Annotated in this window: 12 protein-coding genes; 8 read left to right on the top strand and 4 right to left on the bottom strand. The window is 65.7% G+C overall.

Annotated elements, in window-relative coordinates:
* Positions 1-172 precede the first annotated feature (172 nt).
* From AYJ57_RS00815 to AYJ57_RS00795, 5 genes are all read left to right on the top strand, one after another.
* Complete coding sequence (locus tag AYJ57_RS00815; RefSeq protein WP_066099841.1) at positions 173-1,315, top strand: acyl-CoA dehydrogenase family protein; 1,143 nt, start codon at positions 173-175, stop codon at positions 1,313-1,315.
* Entirely contained in the window at positions 1,312-2,373 is a 1,062-nt protein-coding gene (locus AYJ57_RS00810) for an enoyl-CoA hydratase/isomerase family protein (RefSeq protein WP_237220175.1), read from the top strand. The genes AYJ57_RS00815 and AYJ57_RS00810 overlap by 4 nt, the downstream gene beginning before the upstream one ends.
* Positions 2,374-2,412: 39 nt before the next feature.
* A complete protein-coding gene (mmsB, locus tag AYJ57_RS00805) occupies positions 2,413-3,285 on the top strand; it encodes a 3-hydroxyisobutyrate dehydrogenase (protein ID WP_066099838.1) in 873 nt (290 codons plus the stop codon).
* A 203-nt stretch (positions 3,286-3,488) separates the two neighbouring features.
* Positions 3,489-4,121, top strand: a complete 633-nt coding sequence (locus AYJ57_RS00800) for a DsbA family oxidoreductase (protein ID WP_066099834.1) — start codon at positions 3,489-3,491, stop codon at positions 4,119-4,121.
* A gap of 163 nt (positions 4,122-4,284) precedes the next feature.
* The gene (locus tag AYJ57_RS00795; protein WP_066106467.1) at positions 4,285-5,520 is read left to right on the top strand and encodes a multidrug effflux MFS transporter; all 1,236 of its coding nucleotides are present in this window, start codon (positions 4,285-4,287) and stop codon (positions 5,518-5,520) included.
* Here AYJ57_RS00795 and AYJ57_RS00790 read toward each other — a convergent pair.
* Positions 5,489-7,084: a methyl-accepting chemotaxis protein gene (locus AYJ57_RS00790; RefSeq protein ID WP_066099831.1), complete on the bottom strand. Its 1,596-nt coding sequence runs from the start codon at positions 7,082-7,084 to the stop codon at positions 5,489-5,491. The two genes, AYJ57_RS00795 and AYJ57_RS00790, sit on opposite strands and share 32 nt — an antisense overlap.
* On the bottom strand, positions 7,081-7,413 hold the full coding sequence (locus AYJ57_RS00785; RefSeq protein WP_066099828.1) for a hypothetical protein: 333 nt from the start codon (positions 7,411-7,413) through the stop codon (positions 7,081-7,083). Before AYJ57_RS00785 ends, AYJ57_RS00790 begins: the two co-directional genes overlap by 4 nt.
* Positions 7,414-7,575: 162 nt before the next feature.
* On the opposite strand from AYJ57_RS00785, the gene AYJ57_RS00780 reads away from it, so the two are divergent.
* The 3 genes from AYJ57_RS00780 (at position 7,576) to AYJ57_RS00770 (ending at position 11,164) form a co-directional block, all read left to right on the top strand.
* The gene (locus AYJ57_RS00780) at positions 7,576-8,793 is read left to right on the top strand and encodes an NADP-dependent isocitrate dehydrogenase (protein WP_066099825.1); all 1,218 of its coding nucleotides are present in this window, start codon (positions 7,576-7,578) and stop codon (positions 8,791-8,793) included.
* A 143-nt stretch (positions 8,794-8,936) separates the two neighbouring features.
* A complete protein-coding gene (locus AYJ57_RS00775) occupies positions 8,937-9,554 on the top strand; it encodes a YitT family protein (protein ID WP_066099823.1) in 618 nt (205 codons plus the stop codon).
* Positions 9,555-9,718: 164 nt separating this feature from the next.
* Complete coding sequence (locus tag AYJ57_RS00770; protein WP_066099820.1) at positions 9,719-11,164, top strand: cobyric acid synthase; 1,446 nt, start codon at positions 9,719-9,721, stop codon at positions 11,162-11,164.
* Between the two features lie 63 nt (positions 11,165-11,227).
* Here the strand turns inward: AYJ57_RS00770 and AYJ57_RS00765 are convergent, their stop codons facing one another.
* Positions 11,228-12,013 carry an FAD binding domain-containing protein gene (locus tag AYJ57_RS00765; protein ID WP_066099818.1) on the bottom strand — a complete coding sequence of 262 codons (786 nt, stop codon included), beginning with the start codon at positions 12,011-12,013 and terminating at the stop codon, positions 11,228-11,230.
* A gap of 120 nt (positions 12,014-12,133) precedes the next feature.
* Positions 12,134-14,494: a xanthine dehydrogenase family protein molybdopterin-binding subunit gene (locus AYJ57_RS00760; protein WP_066099815.1), complete on the bottom strand. Its 2,361-nt coding sequence runs from the start codon at positions 14,492-14,494 to the stop codon at positions 12,134-12,136.
* Positions 14,495-14,577 lie beyond the last annotated feature (83 nt).

The raw sequence follows: 14,577 nt of genomic DNA, 5'->3' as shown, positions 1-14,577 counted from the left end.
TAAAGGGGCGCTGCCCCCTCGGCGCTGCGCGCCTCACCCCCGGGATATTTGTGCCAAGAGGAAGCTGCCGTCGGTGTGCGGCTTGCATCGTCGGGCGATTCCAGCCATGTTCTGAACAAATGTTCATTTCCGGGGTTGGGAGGCCCCGGAGCCATTGGGAAAGGGAGGCCCCATGGAGTTTGCACCAAGCGAGGAGCAGCAGGCGATCTTCGACATGGCAAAGGCGTTCGGGCAGGAGCATATCGCACCCTTCGCCCGCGACTGGGAGGCCGAGGGCACCATCCCCCGCGATCTCTGGCCGAAGCTGGCGGAACTGGGGTTCGGCGGGCTTTATGTCTCGGAAGAGAGCGGCGGCTCGGGGCTGACACGGCTTGATGCCACGCTGGTCTTCGAGGCGCTCAGCATGGCCTGTCCTTCGGTGGCGGCCTTCCTGTCGATCCACAATATGTGCGCCAAGATGATCGACGCCTATGGCTCGGAGGAGATGAAGACAAGGGTGCTGCCCGGCGCGCTGAGCATGCAGACGGTGCTGTCCTACTGCCTCACCGAGCCGGGCTCGGGCTCGGATGCCGCCGCGCTGCGCACCAAGGCCGAGAAGAGCAACGACAGCTACCTGCTCACCGGCAGCAAAGCGTTCATCTCCGGCGGCGGATATTCCGACGCTTATGTCGTCATGTGCCGCACCGGCGCTGAGGGGCCCAAGGGCATCTCAGCGCTGCTGGTCGAGGATGGCACCGAAGGGCTGAGCTTTGGCGGGCTCGAGCAGAAGATGGGCTGGAAGAGCCAGCCGACGCGGCAGGTGCAGTTCGACGGTTGCGAGGTGCCGCTGGCCAATCTGCTGGGCGAGGAAGGCAAGGGCTTTCGCTACGCCATGGCCGGGCTCGACGGCGGGCGGCTCAATATCTCGGCCTGCTCGCTCGGGGCCGCTCAGGCGGCGCTGGATGCAACGCTGGATTACATGGCCGAACGCCGCGCCTTCGGTCAGAGCATCGACCAATTTCAGGCGCTGCAGTTCCGCCTTGCCGATATGGAAATCGAACTGCAGGCCGCCCGCGTCTTTCTGCGGCAGGCGGCGTGGAAGCTCGACACCGGCGCGCCCGATGCTACGAAGTTCTGCGCCATGGCCAAGAAGTTCGTCACCGAGGCGGGATCGAAAGTGGTCGACCAATGTCTGCAATTGCACGGTGGCTACGGCTATCTTGCGGACTACGGTATCGAGAAGCTGGTGCGCGATCTGCGCGTGCATCAGATCCTCGAAGGGACCAATGAAATCATGCGCATGATCACCGCGCGCAGCCTGATTGGAAGCCGATGACCGAGATGCCCACGCTTGAAGACCCGACGACAGAGGTCGAGACCCGCAAGAGCGGCCGTGCCGGCCATATCACCCTGACCCGCCCGAAGGCGCTGAATGCGCTGAGCTGGGAGATGTGCCTTGCGATCGAAAAGGCGCTCGATGCATGGGCGGATGATCCCGAGGTGGCGCTGATCATCCTCGACGCCGAGGGCGAGCGGGCCTTCTGCGCCGGGGGCGATATCGCCGAGATGTACCGCCGCGGCCTGAAGGGCGACGTGGATTTCGGCCGCCGCTTCTGGGCGGATGAGTACCGGATGAATGCCAAGCTCGCCGCCTACCCCAAGCCCATCGTCGCCTTCATGCATGGCTTCATCATGGGCGGCGGCGTTGGTCTTGGCGGGCATTGTTCGTACCGGATCGTCGGCGAGAGCGCGCAGGTGGCGATGCCCGAATGCGGCATCGGTTTTGTGCCCGACGTCGGCGGTTCCTACCTGCTGGCCCGCGCGCCGGGACGGCTCGGTGCGCATCTGGCGCTGACCGCCGCGCGCATGGGCCCCGGCGACGCGCTGCACGCGGGATTTGCCGATCACTTTGTGCCCGAGGAAGACTGGGCGTTGCTCAAGCAGCGCCTGCTCGACAGCGGCGAGGCCTCGGCGCTGGAAGAGGTGGCGCGCCCTGCCCCGGAGAGCCCCATGGCCGCGGCGCAAGCAGAGATCGACGCAGCCTATGCATCGGATAACCTGCCGAAAATTGCCGAGAGCCTAGAGGCCGAGAGCGCCGATTGGGCCGCGGCGGCGCTCAAGCAGATCCGCCGCAACTCGCCGCTGTCGATGGCGACCACGCTGGAGATGCTCGCCCGGCTCGGTCCGGCGCCAAGCGATATCGACGCCGCGCTGGCGCAGGAATTCCGCGTCGCCTACCGCATCATGCAGGAGGGCGATTTCCTCGAAGGGGTGCGTGCGCAGCTGATCGACAAGGACCGGAACCCGCATTGGGGCATGGCGCTGGATGCGGTGCCGCCAGAGCGCGTCGCCGCGCTGCTCGCCCCGCTGGGCGCGCAGGAACTGGTGCTCTGACGGGACGGTTGCAGCAAGGTTAAGGGGGAGGAGATAGAGATGAAGATCGGATTTATCGGGCTTGGCAATATGGGCGGGCCGATGGCCGCCAACCTTATCGCTGCGGGCCATGAGGTCACCGGGTTTGACGTGGCGGGCGTGCGCGTCGAGGGCGCTGCGCAGGCGGCCAGCGCGGCAGAGGCGGCCACGGGCGCAGAGGTGGTGATCACTATGCTGCCCAATGGCGCGATCCTGCGCAGCGTGGCCGAAGAGATCATCCCGGCGATGACGCCGGGCGCGGTACTGCTCGATTGCTCCACCGTCGATGTGGAAAGCGCGCGGGTGGTGGCCGAGGCGGCGCAGGCCGCAGGTCTGGGCGCGCTGGATGCGCCCGTGTCGGGCGGCATCGGCGGCGCGGCGGGCGGCACGCTCACCTTCATGGTCGGCGGCGGCGCAGAGGCTTTTGCCATCGCCGGGCCGCTCTTTGACATCATGGGGCAGAAAGCGGTGCACTGCGGGCCATCGGGCAATGGGCAGGCGGCGAAGATCTGCAACAATATGATCCTTGGCGTCACCATGATCGCCACCTGCGAGGCTTTTGCACTGGCCGACAAGCTGGGGCTCTCGCGCGAGGCGATGTTCGATGTGGTTTCCACCTCTTCGGGCTACAGCTGGTCGATGAACGCCTATTGCCCGGCACCCGGCGTCGGGCCGCAGTCGCCCGCCGACAATGGCTATAAGCCAGGCTTCGCGGCCGAGTTGATGCTCAAAGATCTGGGGTTGTCGCAGCAGGCCGCCGAGGCGGCGGATGCCGACACGCCGATGGGCGCGCGGGCGTTGGAGCTGTACCGGAGTTTTGTTGAAGAGGAAGACGGTCGGGGCCGGGATTTTTCCGCCATGTTGCCGCGGTTCGAAGGGCGTGGGCGCGGCTGATCTTTTGCGGCATGAGGGGGCGATGCCCCCTCGGCCTTCGGCCTCACCCCCGGCGTATTTTTAAAGAGAAGAAGCCGCGGGAGCACTTGCCTGTGCCGCAGAGCTGGGCATTTCGGAATTTTCCGAAATAGGCGGTTAGGGCGCCGCTGTGCCTCGCCAATCGCCCGCGCGGCTGTTAAGAGGCCGCAAAGGATGGATGACCGATGACCACGCTTGATATTTTCTCCGACCCGATCTGCCCTTGGTGCTACATCGGTAAAGGCCTTCTGGATCGTGCGCTTGCGGCGCATCACGACCACCCGTTCACCATCCGCTGGCGCCCCTTCATGCTCAATCCCGAGATGCCCGCGGGCGGCATGGACCGCCGCGCCTACCTCGAGGGGAAATTCGGCGGCAAGGAGGGCGCGGTCGAGGCTTATCTGCCGGTAGCCGAGAGGGCCACGGAGGCCGGGCTGGAGATCAATCTCGACAAGATCGCCACCACGCCCTCGACGCTGGATGCGCATCGGCTGATCCATTGGGCCGGGATCGAAGGCGTGCAGACCGCCGTGGTCTCCTCGCTCTTCCGTGCCTATTTCGTCGATGGCCGAAATATCGGGGATGCCGAAGTGCTGGGCGATATCGCTGACAGCTGCGGCATGGATGCCGCCGTGGTGCTGCGGCTGCTGGACTCGGAGGCGGATCGTAAAGAGATCGCCGAGATGGACCAGGCCGCACGCGGCATGGGCGTGCAGGCGGTGCCGACCTTTGTGGTGGCCGGGCAGCACGCGGTGCCGGGCGCGCAGGCGACCGAGCTTTGGGAGCGGGTGATCGAAGAGGTCAAGGCGCAGGCCTGAGGGGGCGTCTGTGCGTGAGGCGTGAGCGCTCTGTGCGCCAATGGAGCCCCGGCGGCCTTTCGTTACGTGACGTTTCGAGATAGCCCTGCGGCATCTCCCTACCCTGCCCCTCCCCCTGCGTTCATCGTGCCCGCGGGGTCTTCCCGCCGAGGCCGAAATGACCATGACTTCCTCCCAGACCCCGGATGCGGCCGCCGCGTCCAAGGGCCCGAGCCGTTTCGAACTGATCGCGCTGCTGGCGTCGATGTTCGCGACGATCGCGTTTTCCATCGACGCCATGCTGCCCGCGCTGCCGCAAATCGGGCAGGAGCTGACGCCGGATGACATCAACCGCGCGCAACTGGTGGTCACCAGCTTCGTGCTCGGGATGGGTGTTGGCACGCTGTTCACCGGGCCACTGTCGGACACCTTTGGGCGCAAGCCGGTGATCCTTGGCGGGATCGCCGTCTATATCTGCGCCGCTCTGTTGGCGGCGAATGCCGAAACGCTGGAATGGGTGCTGGCCGCGCGTATGCTGCAGGGGCTCGGCGCTGCCGGGCCGCGGGTGGTGGCGCTGGCCATTGTACGCGACGTTTACGCCGGGCGCGGCATGGCGCAGATCATGTCCTTTGTGATGATGGTCTTCACCCTGTTCCCGGCGCTGGCACCGAGCATCGGCACGCTGATCATCGGGCTTTCGGGCTGGCGCGGCGTGTTTCTGGCCTTCGTCGGGTTTGCCTCGGTGATCGCGATCTGGCTGAGCATCCGCCTGCCGGAAACCCTGCCGCGCGAGCGCCGGCGTCCGTTCCGCGCGGGTCCGCTGTGGGCGGCGGTGAAGGAGCTCTTGGCACATCCCGTTGTCCGCGTCTCGATCGGCGTGCAGGCGCTGTGTCAGGCCACGATGTTCTCGATGATCTCGTCGGTGCAGCAGATCTATGACGTGAGCTTCGATCAGGGAACCTATTTTCCGATCTGGTTCGGGGCTGCGGCGGTTTTTGCCGCCTCTGCGAGCTTTGTGAACGCGCGGCTCGTGGGCCGACTTGGCATGCGGCGGATCGTGACCGCGGTGCTAGCGGCGCAGATCCTCTTTTCGGGCATCGCCATCGTGGCGTTTTCCAGCGGGATTTCCGGAACCGCAGGCTTTGCCGTCTTCTACCTGTGGCAGATCACCGTGTTCTTTCAGATGGGGATGACCATGGGCAATGTGAACGCCATTGCCATGGAGCCGGTGGGGCATATCGCCGGGATGGCCTCTTCGCTGATTGGTGCGATTTCCACCGTGCTGGCGGTGCTGATGGCGGTGCCGGTCGGGCTGATGTTTGACGGCACGCCGCTGCCGCTCGCCTGTGGTGTCTTTGCCGAGGTGATCGTCGCGACGCTTCTCATGCTCAAGTTGAAGAAGCTCGAGGCGGCGGGGTAAAAGCAACCTCCGCTCCTGTTCGGGTGTTGCCCAGCTGGAAGATCGCCATCTCCTGCGTAAGGTCGCGCGCGTGGCCCCGCAGCCGGAGCCCCATGGCGGCCATTTCCTCGCTCAGCGCCGCGCTCTCCTGAGTCTGGCTGTCGAGCCGCGAGACGGCATCGGAGAGCGTGGAAAGCCGTTCGGATTGGCCGCGCGCATCGTCGCGTATCTCGGCGATCATATTGCTGACGGTGCTCACCGCGTCGACGATGCTGGAGAGCCTGCCCCCCGCCTCATTGACCAGCTTGGCGCCTTCCGAGACTTGATCCTCGCTGTCGAGGATCAGTTTCTTTACCCCGGCGGCGGCTTCGGAGGTGCGCTGCGCAAGTTGCCGCACCTCGGAGGCGACCACGGCAAAGCCCTTGCCACTTTCACCTGCGCGGGCGGCCTCGACCCCGGCATTGAGGGCAAGAAGGTTGGTCTGGAAGGAAATATCATCGATCAGGTCGATGATCTTGCCGACCTCTGACGAGCTTTCTTCGATCAGTTGCATCGCCTCCATAGCACGATGGGTGACCGTGCCGCCTTCTTCGGCGCTGGTGCGCGCGAGCCGGGCCTGATCGGCAAGCTCCCCGGCGCGCTGCGCGGTGCCGCGCAAGGCCGATGTGACCTCGGCCATGCCGCTTGCCGCGCCGCTGAGTTCCTGCGCTTGCCGCTCGCTGCGGGTCGAGAGATCGCCGGTCACTTGCTCCAGCGCCGCAGCCTCTTCGTCGACACCATCGGCGGTGCGGCGCGAACTGCCCAAAGCACCCTGCAACTGGCCGAGCGCGCGGTTGAAATCGCGCCGGAGATCTTCGAAGGCACCGTCCATTGGCGTCTCGACCGCGCAATCGAGGTTGCGCTCGGCGAGGTCGTGCAGATGCCGCGAGAATTGTGCGGCCATGTCTTGGGTCTGCCGCGCCGCCTGCTCGGCGTGCTGCTTGGCCTCAGCCGCCCGGTGACTTTCGTCGGCGAGCCGCTCGGCGCTTTCCGCAAGATGGCGCTGCGCGGCGTTGCGCTGCATGATCGCCATGGTGAGGATCAACCCCTCCATGATGACGATGCCGCCGTGCAGAAGCACGCGCATCAGATTTTCCACCAGATCGGTCGAGGGAAAGACCAGCGCGGGCATGATGAACACCAAAGCGAGGTGCTGAACCGCGACGAGCGCGCAGCCGAACATCAGCACGCTCACCCGTCCGAGGATCGAGATCCCGGCCAGCATCACGAAATACAGCATATGGGTATCAAGCTGCCACGGGTGCAGGCGGTAGGCCGCCGTGAGTTCGACGACTTCGGCGATGACCACGGCGGCGAGCACATAGTCGGTCAACCGGCTGCGCAGGCGCGTCGCGGCACCGGCGACCAGCAAGAGCGTGACCGAGATCAGCGTGCCGGTCATGCCGGGACGCCCAAGGTAGAGGTCGCTGGCCATATGCACCGGCAGCAGCATGATGCCCAGGAGCAAGAGCAGCGTCTGTGCCGACATGGCCTGCACGCGCGCCTGCAGGGCGCGAAGGCCGAGGATATCTGATACCCCGCTCATGGCTTTGCCCCGCAGTAGGCCGCCAGCGCCGATGCATCGCGCACGCCCCATGCGCCGAGCGCGCGCAACCGGGCCACCGGGACCGCGCCGTCGAAACGCGCCAAGGCCCCAAACGGCGCGCTTACCGGGCCGATCATCCGCCCGCCAGCGCCATGGATCAGAGCCGCGGGCCCCGGTCCCCATGGCGGCGCGATGACCAGCACGGGGCCGGGCGCAGCCCCATTCGCCGGAGAGTCCCCAAACAGCATCACGCCCCCTGCCGCGAGGGAGACGCTCAGAACAAATCCCAAAAGCAGCACGGTCATGAAATCCTCAATCTTCTGATCCATGACGCCTGCATAAGTGGCGAAGGTTTTCCATTTCGCTAATTCCGCCGCGCTCATCATGGAAAAATGACGACGTTACGGTATACGACTGCATACCATCCTTCCCTCCCGTGGGGAAACGCGTTACATGCCACTCAGCCGACTCAGCCATCGAAAGGGACACCCATGTCGAAGATCAAGGTCGAGAACCCCATCGTCGAAATGGACGGGGACGAGATGACCCGGATCATCTGGGACTTCATCAAGAAGAAACTGATCCTGCCCTATCTGGACGTCGATCTGCTCTATTACGACCTCGGGATCGAAGAGCGTGACCGCACCGAGGACCAGATCACCATCGACGCGGCGGAAAAGACCAAAGAGATCGGTGTCGCGGTGAAATGCGCCACGATCACCCCCGATGAGGCACGGGTCGAGGAATTCGGCCTCAAGAAGATGTGGCGCTCGCCCAACGGCACGATCCGCAACATCCTTGGCGGCGTGGTCTTCCGCCAGCCGATCATCTGCCGCAACGTGCCGCGTCTGGTGCCCGGCTGGACCCGGCCCATCGTCATCGGCCGCCACGCCTTCGGCGATCAGTACAAAGCCACCGATTTCCACTTCCCCGGCGCTGGCACGCTGACGATGAAATTCGTCGGCGAGGACGGCACGGTGATCGAGAAAGAGGTCTATCAGGCGCCCTCCGCCGGCGTCTATCAGGCGATGTACAACCTCGACAGCTCGATCATCGACTTCGCCCGCGCCTCGTTCAACTACGGGTTGATGATGGGCTGGCCGGTGTATCTGTCGACCAAGAACACCATCCTCAAGGCCTATGACGGGCGCTTCAAGGACCTGTTCCAGAAGGTCTTTGAGGAAGAGTTCGAAGCCGAGTTCAAGAAGAAGAAGATCTGGTACGAACACCGGCTGATCGACGACATGGTGGCCTGCGCCATGAAGTGGAACGGCGGCTTCGTCTGGGCCTGCAAGAACTACGATGGCGACGTACAGTCGGACACCGTGGCACAGGGCTTCGGTTCGCTCGGCCTGATGACCTCGCAGCTGATGACCCCCGATGGCAAGATCGTCGAGGCCGAAGCGGCCCACGGCACGGTCACCCGCCACTTCCGCCAGCATCAGGCGGGTCAGGCGACCTCGACCAACTCCATCGCCTCCATCTTTGCATGGACCGGCGGCCTCAAGCACCGCGCCAAGCTCGACGCCAACGCGCAGCTTATGAGTTTCGCCGAGACGCTCGAGAAGGTGGTGGTGCAGACGGTGGAATCGGGCTGGATGACGAAAGACCTCGCGCTGCTGGTCGGGCCGGACCAGAAGTGGCTCACCACCATGGGCTTCCTCGAGAAGGTGGACGAGAACCTCAACAAGGCGCTCGGCGCGGCCTGACGCCAAGCCCCTGAAAACGCGGCCGGTCCCATGGGGCCGGCCGTTTGCTTTACTGCCTCATTTCTGTGCGTCCCCCGCGCGCTGACGCCGCGCTGCAGCGAACACCCCTTGACCTTGCCGATAAAGGTCAGCATTTCTGCCCCATGCTCCTCCTCGAAAGCCCCCCTCCTGATCGTCATACGCTGTGGGAAGACGTCCACGGCATTCTCGTCGGCACAACTCTGGTTGCGCTCGGCATCCAGTTCCTGCGCGCCTCGGGCCTCTTCACCGGCCAGATCGCCGGGCTTGCCCTGGTTCTGGGCGAACCCACGGGGCTGCGCTTCGGCCTGCTCTTCTTCCTGCTCAATGCGCCCTTCTACATCCTCGCGGTAAAACAGCTGGGCTGGCGCTTCACGATCAAGAGCTTCATCTCGGTGGCGCTGATGTCGAGCATGGTGGACCTGCTGCCGCTGGCGATGGATATCGAGGTCTCGCCGCCGCTGGCCGCCGCGCTCTTTGGCGTCTGCGCCGGCATCGGCCTGCTGTCGCTGTTCCGCCATGGCGCCACGCTGGGCGGCGTCGGCATCGTCGCCCTTTGGCTGCAGGACACCCGCGGGATCAAGGCGGGATGGGTGCAACTGGGCTTTGACCTTCTGGTCTTCGCGCTGGCGGCGCTGCTGTTCGAGCCGATGCAGGTGCTCTGGTCGCTCGTGGGTGCGATCATCCTCAACGCGCTGATCTCGATCAACCACCGCCGCGACCGCTACATCGCCCGCTCCTGAGCGTTTCCGTCTGGCCTCCGCGCGCGCGTGATGGCACTCAGGGGACCAAAGAGCACCCCTGAGAGCCTCGCAATGCCCGCCCTTTCATTGTTCCGCAAATACGCCGGCCCGCCGCCTGCCCCGCAGCGCTCGGCCCGCGATCTCGCCCCCGCCGGAGGCTGCGCATGCCCGCGCTGATGCTGCAGGGCACCGGCTCGAACGTCGGCAAATCCATGCTGGTGGCGGGGCTTTGCCGGGCCGCGCGCCGCCGGGGATACAGCGTCGCGCCCTTCAAGCCGCAGAACATGTCGAACAACGCGGCGGTGACGGCGGATGGCGGCGAGATTGGCCGGGCGCAGGCGCTGCAGGCCCGCGCCTGCGGGCTCGAGCCGATCACCGACATGAACCCGGTGCTGCTGAAGCCCGAGAGTGACATCGGCGCGCAGGTGGTGCTGCAGGGCAAGCGCATCGCCACCACGCAGGCGCGCGATTACGCCGGGCTCCGCCCGCGGCTGATGGAGGCCGTGCTGGAGAGCTTCGAGCGGCTCCGCGCGGCGCATGATCTGGTGCTGGTCGAAGGCGCGGGCAGCCCAGCCGAAGTGAACCTGCGCCCGCGCGACATCGCCAATATGGGCTTTGCCCGCGCCGCGAATGTGCCCGTGGTGCTGGCCGGAGACATCGACCGCGGCGGCGTCATCGCGCAGATCGTCGGCACGCAGGCGGTCATGGATGCGGGCGATGCCGAGATGGTGAAAGGATTCCTGATCAACAAGTTCCGGGGCGATCCCACGCTCTTTGACGATGGCTACCAGATGATCGCCGAGCACACCGGCTGGCGCGGCTTCGGCGTGCTGCCGTGGTTCCGCGACGCGCATCTTCTGCCCGCCGAGGATGCGCTCGACCTGCCGCGCCGCTCCCGCGCGGATGGGCTCAAGGTGGTGTGCCTCGCGCTTTCACGCATCGCCAATTTCGACGATCTCGACCCGCTGGCGCAGGAGCCGGGCGTGGCGCTGTCGATGCTGGCCCCCGGCGAGGCGATTCCCGGCGATACCCATCTGGTGATCCTGCCCGGCAGCAAATCCACCCGCGGCGATCTCAACTTTCTGCGCGCGCAGGGTTGGGACGTCGACCTCGCCGCCCATGTGCGCCGCGGCGGCCATGTGCTCGGCATCTGCGGCGGCTACCAGATGCTGGGCCGCAGCATCTCGGACCCAGAGGGGATCGAAGGCCCGGCTGGCACGGACGCGGGCCTCGGGCTGCTGGATGTGGACACGGTGATGACCGCCGAGAAACGCCTGACCCGCGTGCGCGCCACCCATGCCGCCAGCGGTCTGCCGCTCGATGGCTATGAGATCCACATCGGCCAGACCGACGGCCCCGATTGCGCCCGGCCCTTCGCGATGGTCGACGGCGCGCCCGATGGGGCGATCTCATTGGGTGGGCGCATCACCGGCAGCTATCTGCACGGGCTGTTTGCCGATGATGCCTTCCGCGCGCGCTGGCTCGACGGGCTGGGCGTGGCGCGCAGCGATCTGCGCTACGAGGCCAAGGTCGACAGCGTGCTCGATGCGCTGGCCGACCATATGGAGCAGCATCTGGACGTGGCGGGCCTGCTGGCTCTCGCGCGCTAAAGCACGTCACAAAAAACGCCCCCCGGTCTCCCGGAGGGCGCCAATCTGGAGCCGCGTAAAGGGTCACGCCTGCGCGACGGCCCGTTTGGTCAGCACGCCGATGAGATGCGCGCGGTAGGCCGCCGAGCCATGCAGGTCGGTCATCAGCCCCTCCGCAGGCACCGACAGCCCGTCGAGCGCCGCGGCCGAGAAATCGCCTGACAGCGCGTCTTCGGCTTCGGTCCAGCGGAACACGCCCTCTTCCGACGCGCCGGTCACCGCGACGCGCACACCGTCGGCGAATTTCGCCACGAAGACCCCCACCAGCGCAAAGCGCGAGGCGGGCTGCTCGAACTTAATGTAGGCGGCCTTTTCCGGGATCGGGAATTTCACCGCGGTGATGATCTCGCCTTCGTCGAGCGCGGTGGTGAACATGCCCTGAAAATACTCGTCCGCCGCGATCTCGCGCGCGTTGGTCACGATCGTCGCGCCCGAGGCCAGCGCCGCCGCCGGATAGCAGGCCGCCGGATCATTGTTGGCAAGGCTGCCGCCCGCGGTGCCGCGGTTGCGCACCGCCGGATCGCCGATATTGCCCGCCAGCGCCGCCAGCGCCGGGTAGCTCGAGGCCGCCTCACGCGCCACGCTGGCATGGCTGGCGCCGCCGCCGACGGTCAGCACGCCGCCCTCGCTGGACACGCCCTTGATCTCTTCGATCCCCATAAGGCTCACCAGCACCGAGGGCATGGCAAGCCGCTGCTTGAGCGAGGGGATCAGCGTCTGCCCGCCCCCCAGCGCCTGCGCCTCATCCTCGCCGAGCGCGGCCAGCGCGTCATCCAGCGTGCCGGGTTTCACAACGTCGAAGCTGTACATCGTCATCCTCCTGCGAAAAGGGTGCGGGCCCTGCCGCTATCCCTTTCATCTTTCGCCAAATACTCACGTCCCCCGGCGCGAGATGCAAGCACCTGCGCCGGGAAATAGCGCTGAAATCCCCTAGCCCTGCATCGCCTGCCACACACGATGCGGCGAAACGGGCATGTCGATATGCGCCACGTCATGTCCCGCATGGTTGAGCGCATCCAGCACCGCGTTGACCACGGCGGGCGGCGAGCCGATGGCCCCGGCCTCGCCGCAGCCCTTCACCCCAAGCGGGTTGTGGGTGCAGGGCGTGGCGCAGCTGTGATCGACCATGTAGAACGGCACGTCCCCGGCGCGTGGCATGGCGTAATCCATGTAGCTGGCCGAAAGCAGCTGGCCGTCGGCGTCGTAGACGCAGCTTTCCAGCAGCGCCTGACCTATGCCCTGCGCCAGTCCGCCATGCACCTGCCCCTCGACGATCATCGGGTTCACCACATTGCCGAAATCATCGGCGGCGGCAAAGCGTTCGATGGTGACCTTGCCGGTCTCGGGGTCGACCTCCACCTCGCAGGCATAGGCCCCCGCGGGATAGGTGAAATTGGCCGGATCATAGAAGGCGGTCTCTTCCAGCCCCGGCTCGATCTCGGTGAGCGGGTAGTTGTGCGGCACATAGGCGGCAAGGGTCACATCGCCCCAAGCCACCGATTTGTCGGTGCCCGCCACGGTGAACTGCCCATCCTTCAGTTCGATGTCGCCCTCCGAAGCCTCCATCAGATGGGCCGCGATCTTCTTGGCCTTATTGATGATTTTCTCAGTGGCGCGGACCATGGCCGAGCCGCAGACCGCCAAGGAGCGCGAGCCATAGGTGCCCATGCCGAAGGGGATCTTCGAGGTGTCGCCGTGGACGATGTCGATCATGCTCTCGTCGATGCCCAGCATGTCGGCCACCACCTGCGGGAAGGCGGTCTCATGCCCCTGGCCGTGGCTGTGCGCGCCAACCATGACAGAGATCGAGCCGGTGGCATTCACCCGCACGGTCGCCGCATCGTAGAGCCCCGCCCTTGCGCCGAGCTGCCCGACAAGGTTTGACGGCGCGATGCCGCAAGCCTCGATGTAGCAATTAACCCCAAGCCCGCGCAGCTTGCCCTTCGCCTCGCTCTCGGCGCGGCGAGCGGCAAAGCCGGGGATGTCGATCATCGCTTCGAGCTTGTCCATGGTCGCCACATAGTCGCCGGTGTCATATTCCACCGCCACCGGGGTCGCATAGGGGAAGCTCTCGATGAAGTTCTGACGGCGCAGCTTGATCGGGTCCACGCCCAGCTCCCGCGCCGCCTTGTCGACAAGCCGCTCAAGCTGGAAGGTCGCCTCGGGGCGGCCCGCGCCGCGGTAGGCATCGACGGGCACGGTGTTGGTGAAGACCGCCTTGACGTTCACCTGGATTGCCGGGGTTTTGTAATTGCCGGCCATCAGCGTGCCGTGCAGCCATGTTGGCACCGAGCTGGAGAAGGTCGACAGATACGCCCCCATATTGGCCAGCGTGTCGGTGCGCAGCCCGATGAAGTTATTGTCCGCATCCAGCGCCAGTTCGATCTTGGTCACGTGATCGCGGCCATGGGCATCGGACATGAAGGCCTCGGAGCGGGTCGAGGTCCATTTGACGGGCCGGTTGATCTGCCGCGAGGCGAAGGTGACGAAGGCCTCCTCGGCGTAGTGGAAGATCTTCGTGCCAAAGCCGCCGCCGACATCAGGCGCGACCACGCGCAGCTTGTGCTCGGGAATGCCCAGCACAAAGGCCCCCATCAGCAGCCGGATCACATGCGGGTTCTGCGAGGTGGTGTAGAGCGTGCTTTCGTCATTGGCGCGGTTGTACTCGCCAAGTGCCACGCGCGGCTCCATCGGGTTGGCCACCAGCCGGTTGTTGACCAGTTCCAGCGTGGTGACATGGGCGGCCTCCGCAAAGGCCTTGTCCACCGCCTCCTGATCCGAGCCGAACTGCCAATCATAACACAGGTTGTCCGACAGATCGTCGTGCACCAGGGCCGCACCGCTCTCCAGCGCCGCCTTCATGTCGACCACCGCCGGAAGATCTTCGATCTCCACCTCTATGGCCTCGGCGGCATCGCGCGCCTGATCAAGCGTGTCGGCAATCACCGCGCAGATCGGATCGCCCACATGGCGGACCTTACCCTGCGCCAGAACCGGATGCGCCGGTTCCTTCATCGGCTCGCCGTGCTTGTCGGTGACCTGCCAGCCGCAGGGCAGCCCGCCGATGCCTTCGAAATCCTTGCCGGTGAAGATGCGCACCACGCCGGGCATCGCCTCAGCGGCGCTGGTGTCGATCGAGGTGATCTTGCCATGCGCCACATCCGAGCGCAGGAAATGGCAGTAGGCCTGCCCGTAGGTGTTGATGTCGTCGGTGTACTGACCGGCGCCGGTCAGAAAGCGCACGTCCTCGCGCCGCTTCTGCGCCGCGCCGATTCCATGATCCTTCGGCATGGGGTCTCCTCCCTGATATGCCGGCGGGCCTGCCCGCCTCGAACTCTCCACCCGGCGCGCTTTGCGACCGCCGGTCCTCCCGT

Source organism: Salipiger sp. CCB-MM3 (assembly GCF_001687105.1).
GTDB lineage: Bacteria > Pseudomonadota > Alphaproteobacteria > Rhodobacterales > Rhodobacteraceae > Salipiger.
This window is presented reverse-complemented; position numbering and strand designations above follow the sequence as displayed.

What these genes read in the sequence shown, in the direction of transcription:
- AYJ57_RS00815 (WP_066099841.1), top strand. Translation starts at nt 173, where the DNA reads ATGGAGTTTGCACCAAGCGAGGAGCAGCAGGCGATCTTCGACATGGCA.
- AYJ57_RS00810 (WP_237220175.1), top strand. Translation starts at nt 1,312, where the DNA reads ATGACCGAGATGCCCACGCTTGAAGACCCGACGACAGAGGTCGAGACC.
- mmsB (WP_066099838.1), top strand. Translation starts at nt 2,413, where the DNA reads ATGAAGATCGGATTTATCGGGCTTGGCAATATGGGCGGGCCGATGGCC.
- AYJ57_RS00800 (WP_066099834.1), top strand. Translation starts at nt 3,489, where the DNA reads ATGACCACGCTTGATATTTTCTCCGACCCGATCTGCCCTTGGTGCTAC.
- AYJ57_RS00795 (WP_066106467.1), top strand. Translation starts at nt 4,285, where the DNA reads ATGACTTCCTCCCAGACCCCGGATGCGGCCGCCGCGTCCAAGGGCCCG.
- AYJ57_RS00790 (WP_066099831.1), bottom strand. Translation starts at nt 7,084, where the DNA reads ATGAGCGGGGTATCAGATATCCTCGGCCTTCGCGCCCTGCAGGCGCGC.
- AYJ57_RS00785 (WP_066099828.1), bottom strand. Translation starts at nt 7,413, where the DNA reads ATGGATCAGAAGATTGAGGATTTCATGACCGTGCTGCTTTTGGGATTT.
- AYJ57_RS00780 (WP_066099825.1), top strand. Translation starts at nt 7,576, where the DNA reads ATGTCGAAGATCAAGGTCGAGAACCCCATCGTCGAAATGGACGGGGAC.
- AYJ57_RS00775 (WP_066099823.1), top strand. Translation starts at nt 8,937, where the DNA reads ATGCTCCTCCTCGAAAGCCCCCCTCCTGATCGTCATACGCTGTGGGAA.
- AYJ57_RS00770 (WP_066099820.1), top strand. Translation starts at nt 9,719, where the DNA reads ATGCCCGCGCTGATGCTGCAGGGCACCGGCTCGAACGTCGGCAAATCC.
- AYJ57_RS00765 (WP_066099818.1), bottom strand. Translation starts at nt 12,013, where the DNA reads ATGTACAGCTTCGACGTTGTGAAACCCGGCACGCTGGATGACGCGCTG.
- AYJ57_RS00760 (WP_066099815.1), bottom strand. Translation starts at nt 14,494, where the DNA reads ATGCCGAAGGATCATGGAATCGGCGCGGCGCAGAAGCGGCGCGAGGAC.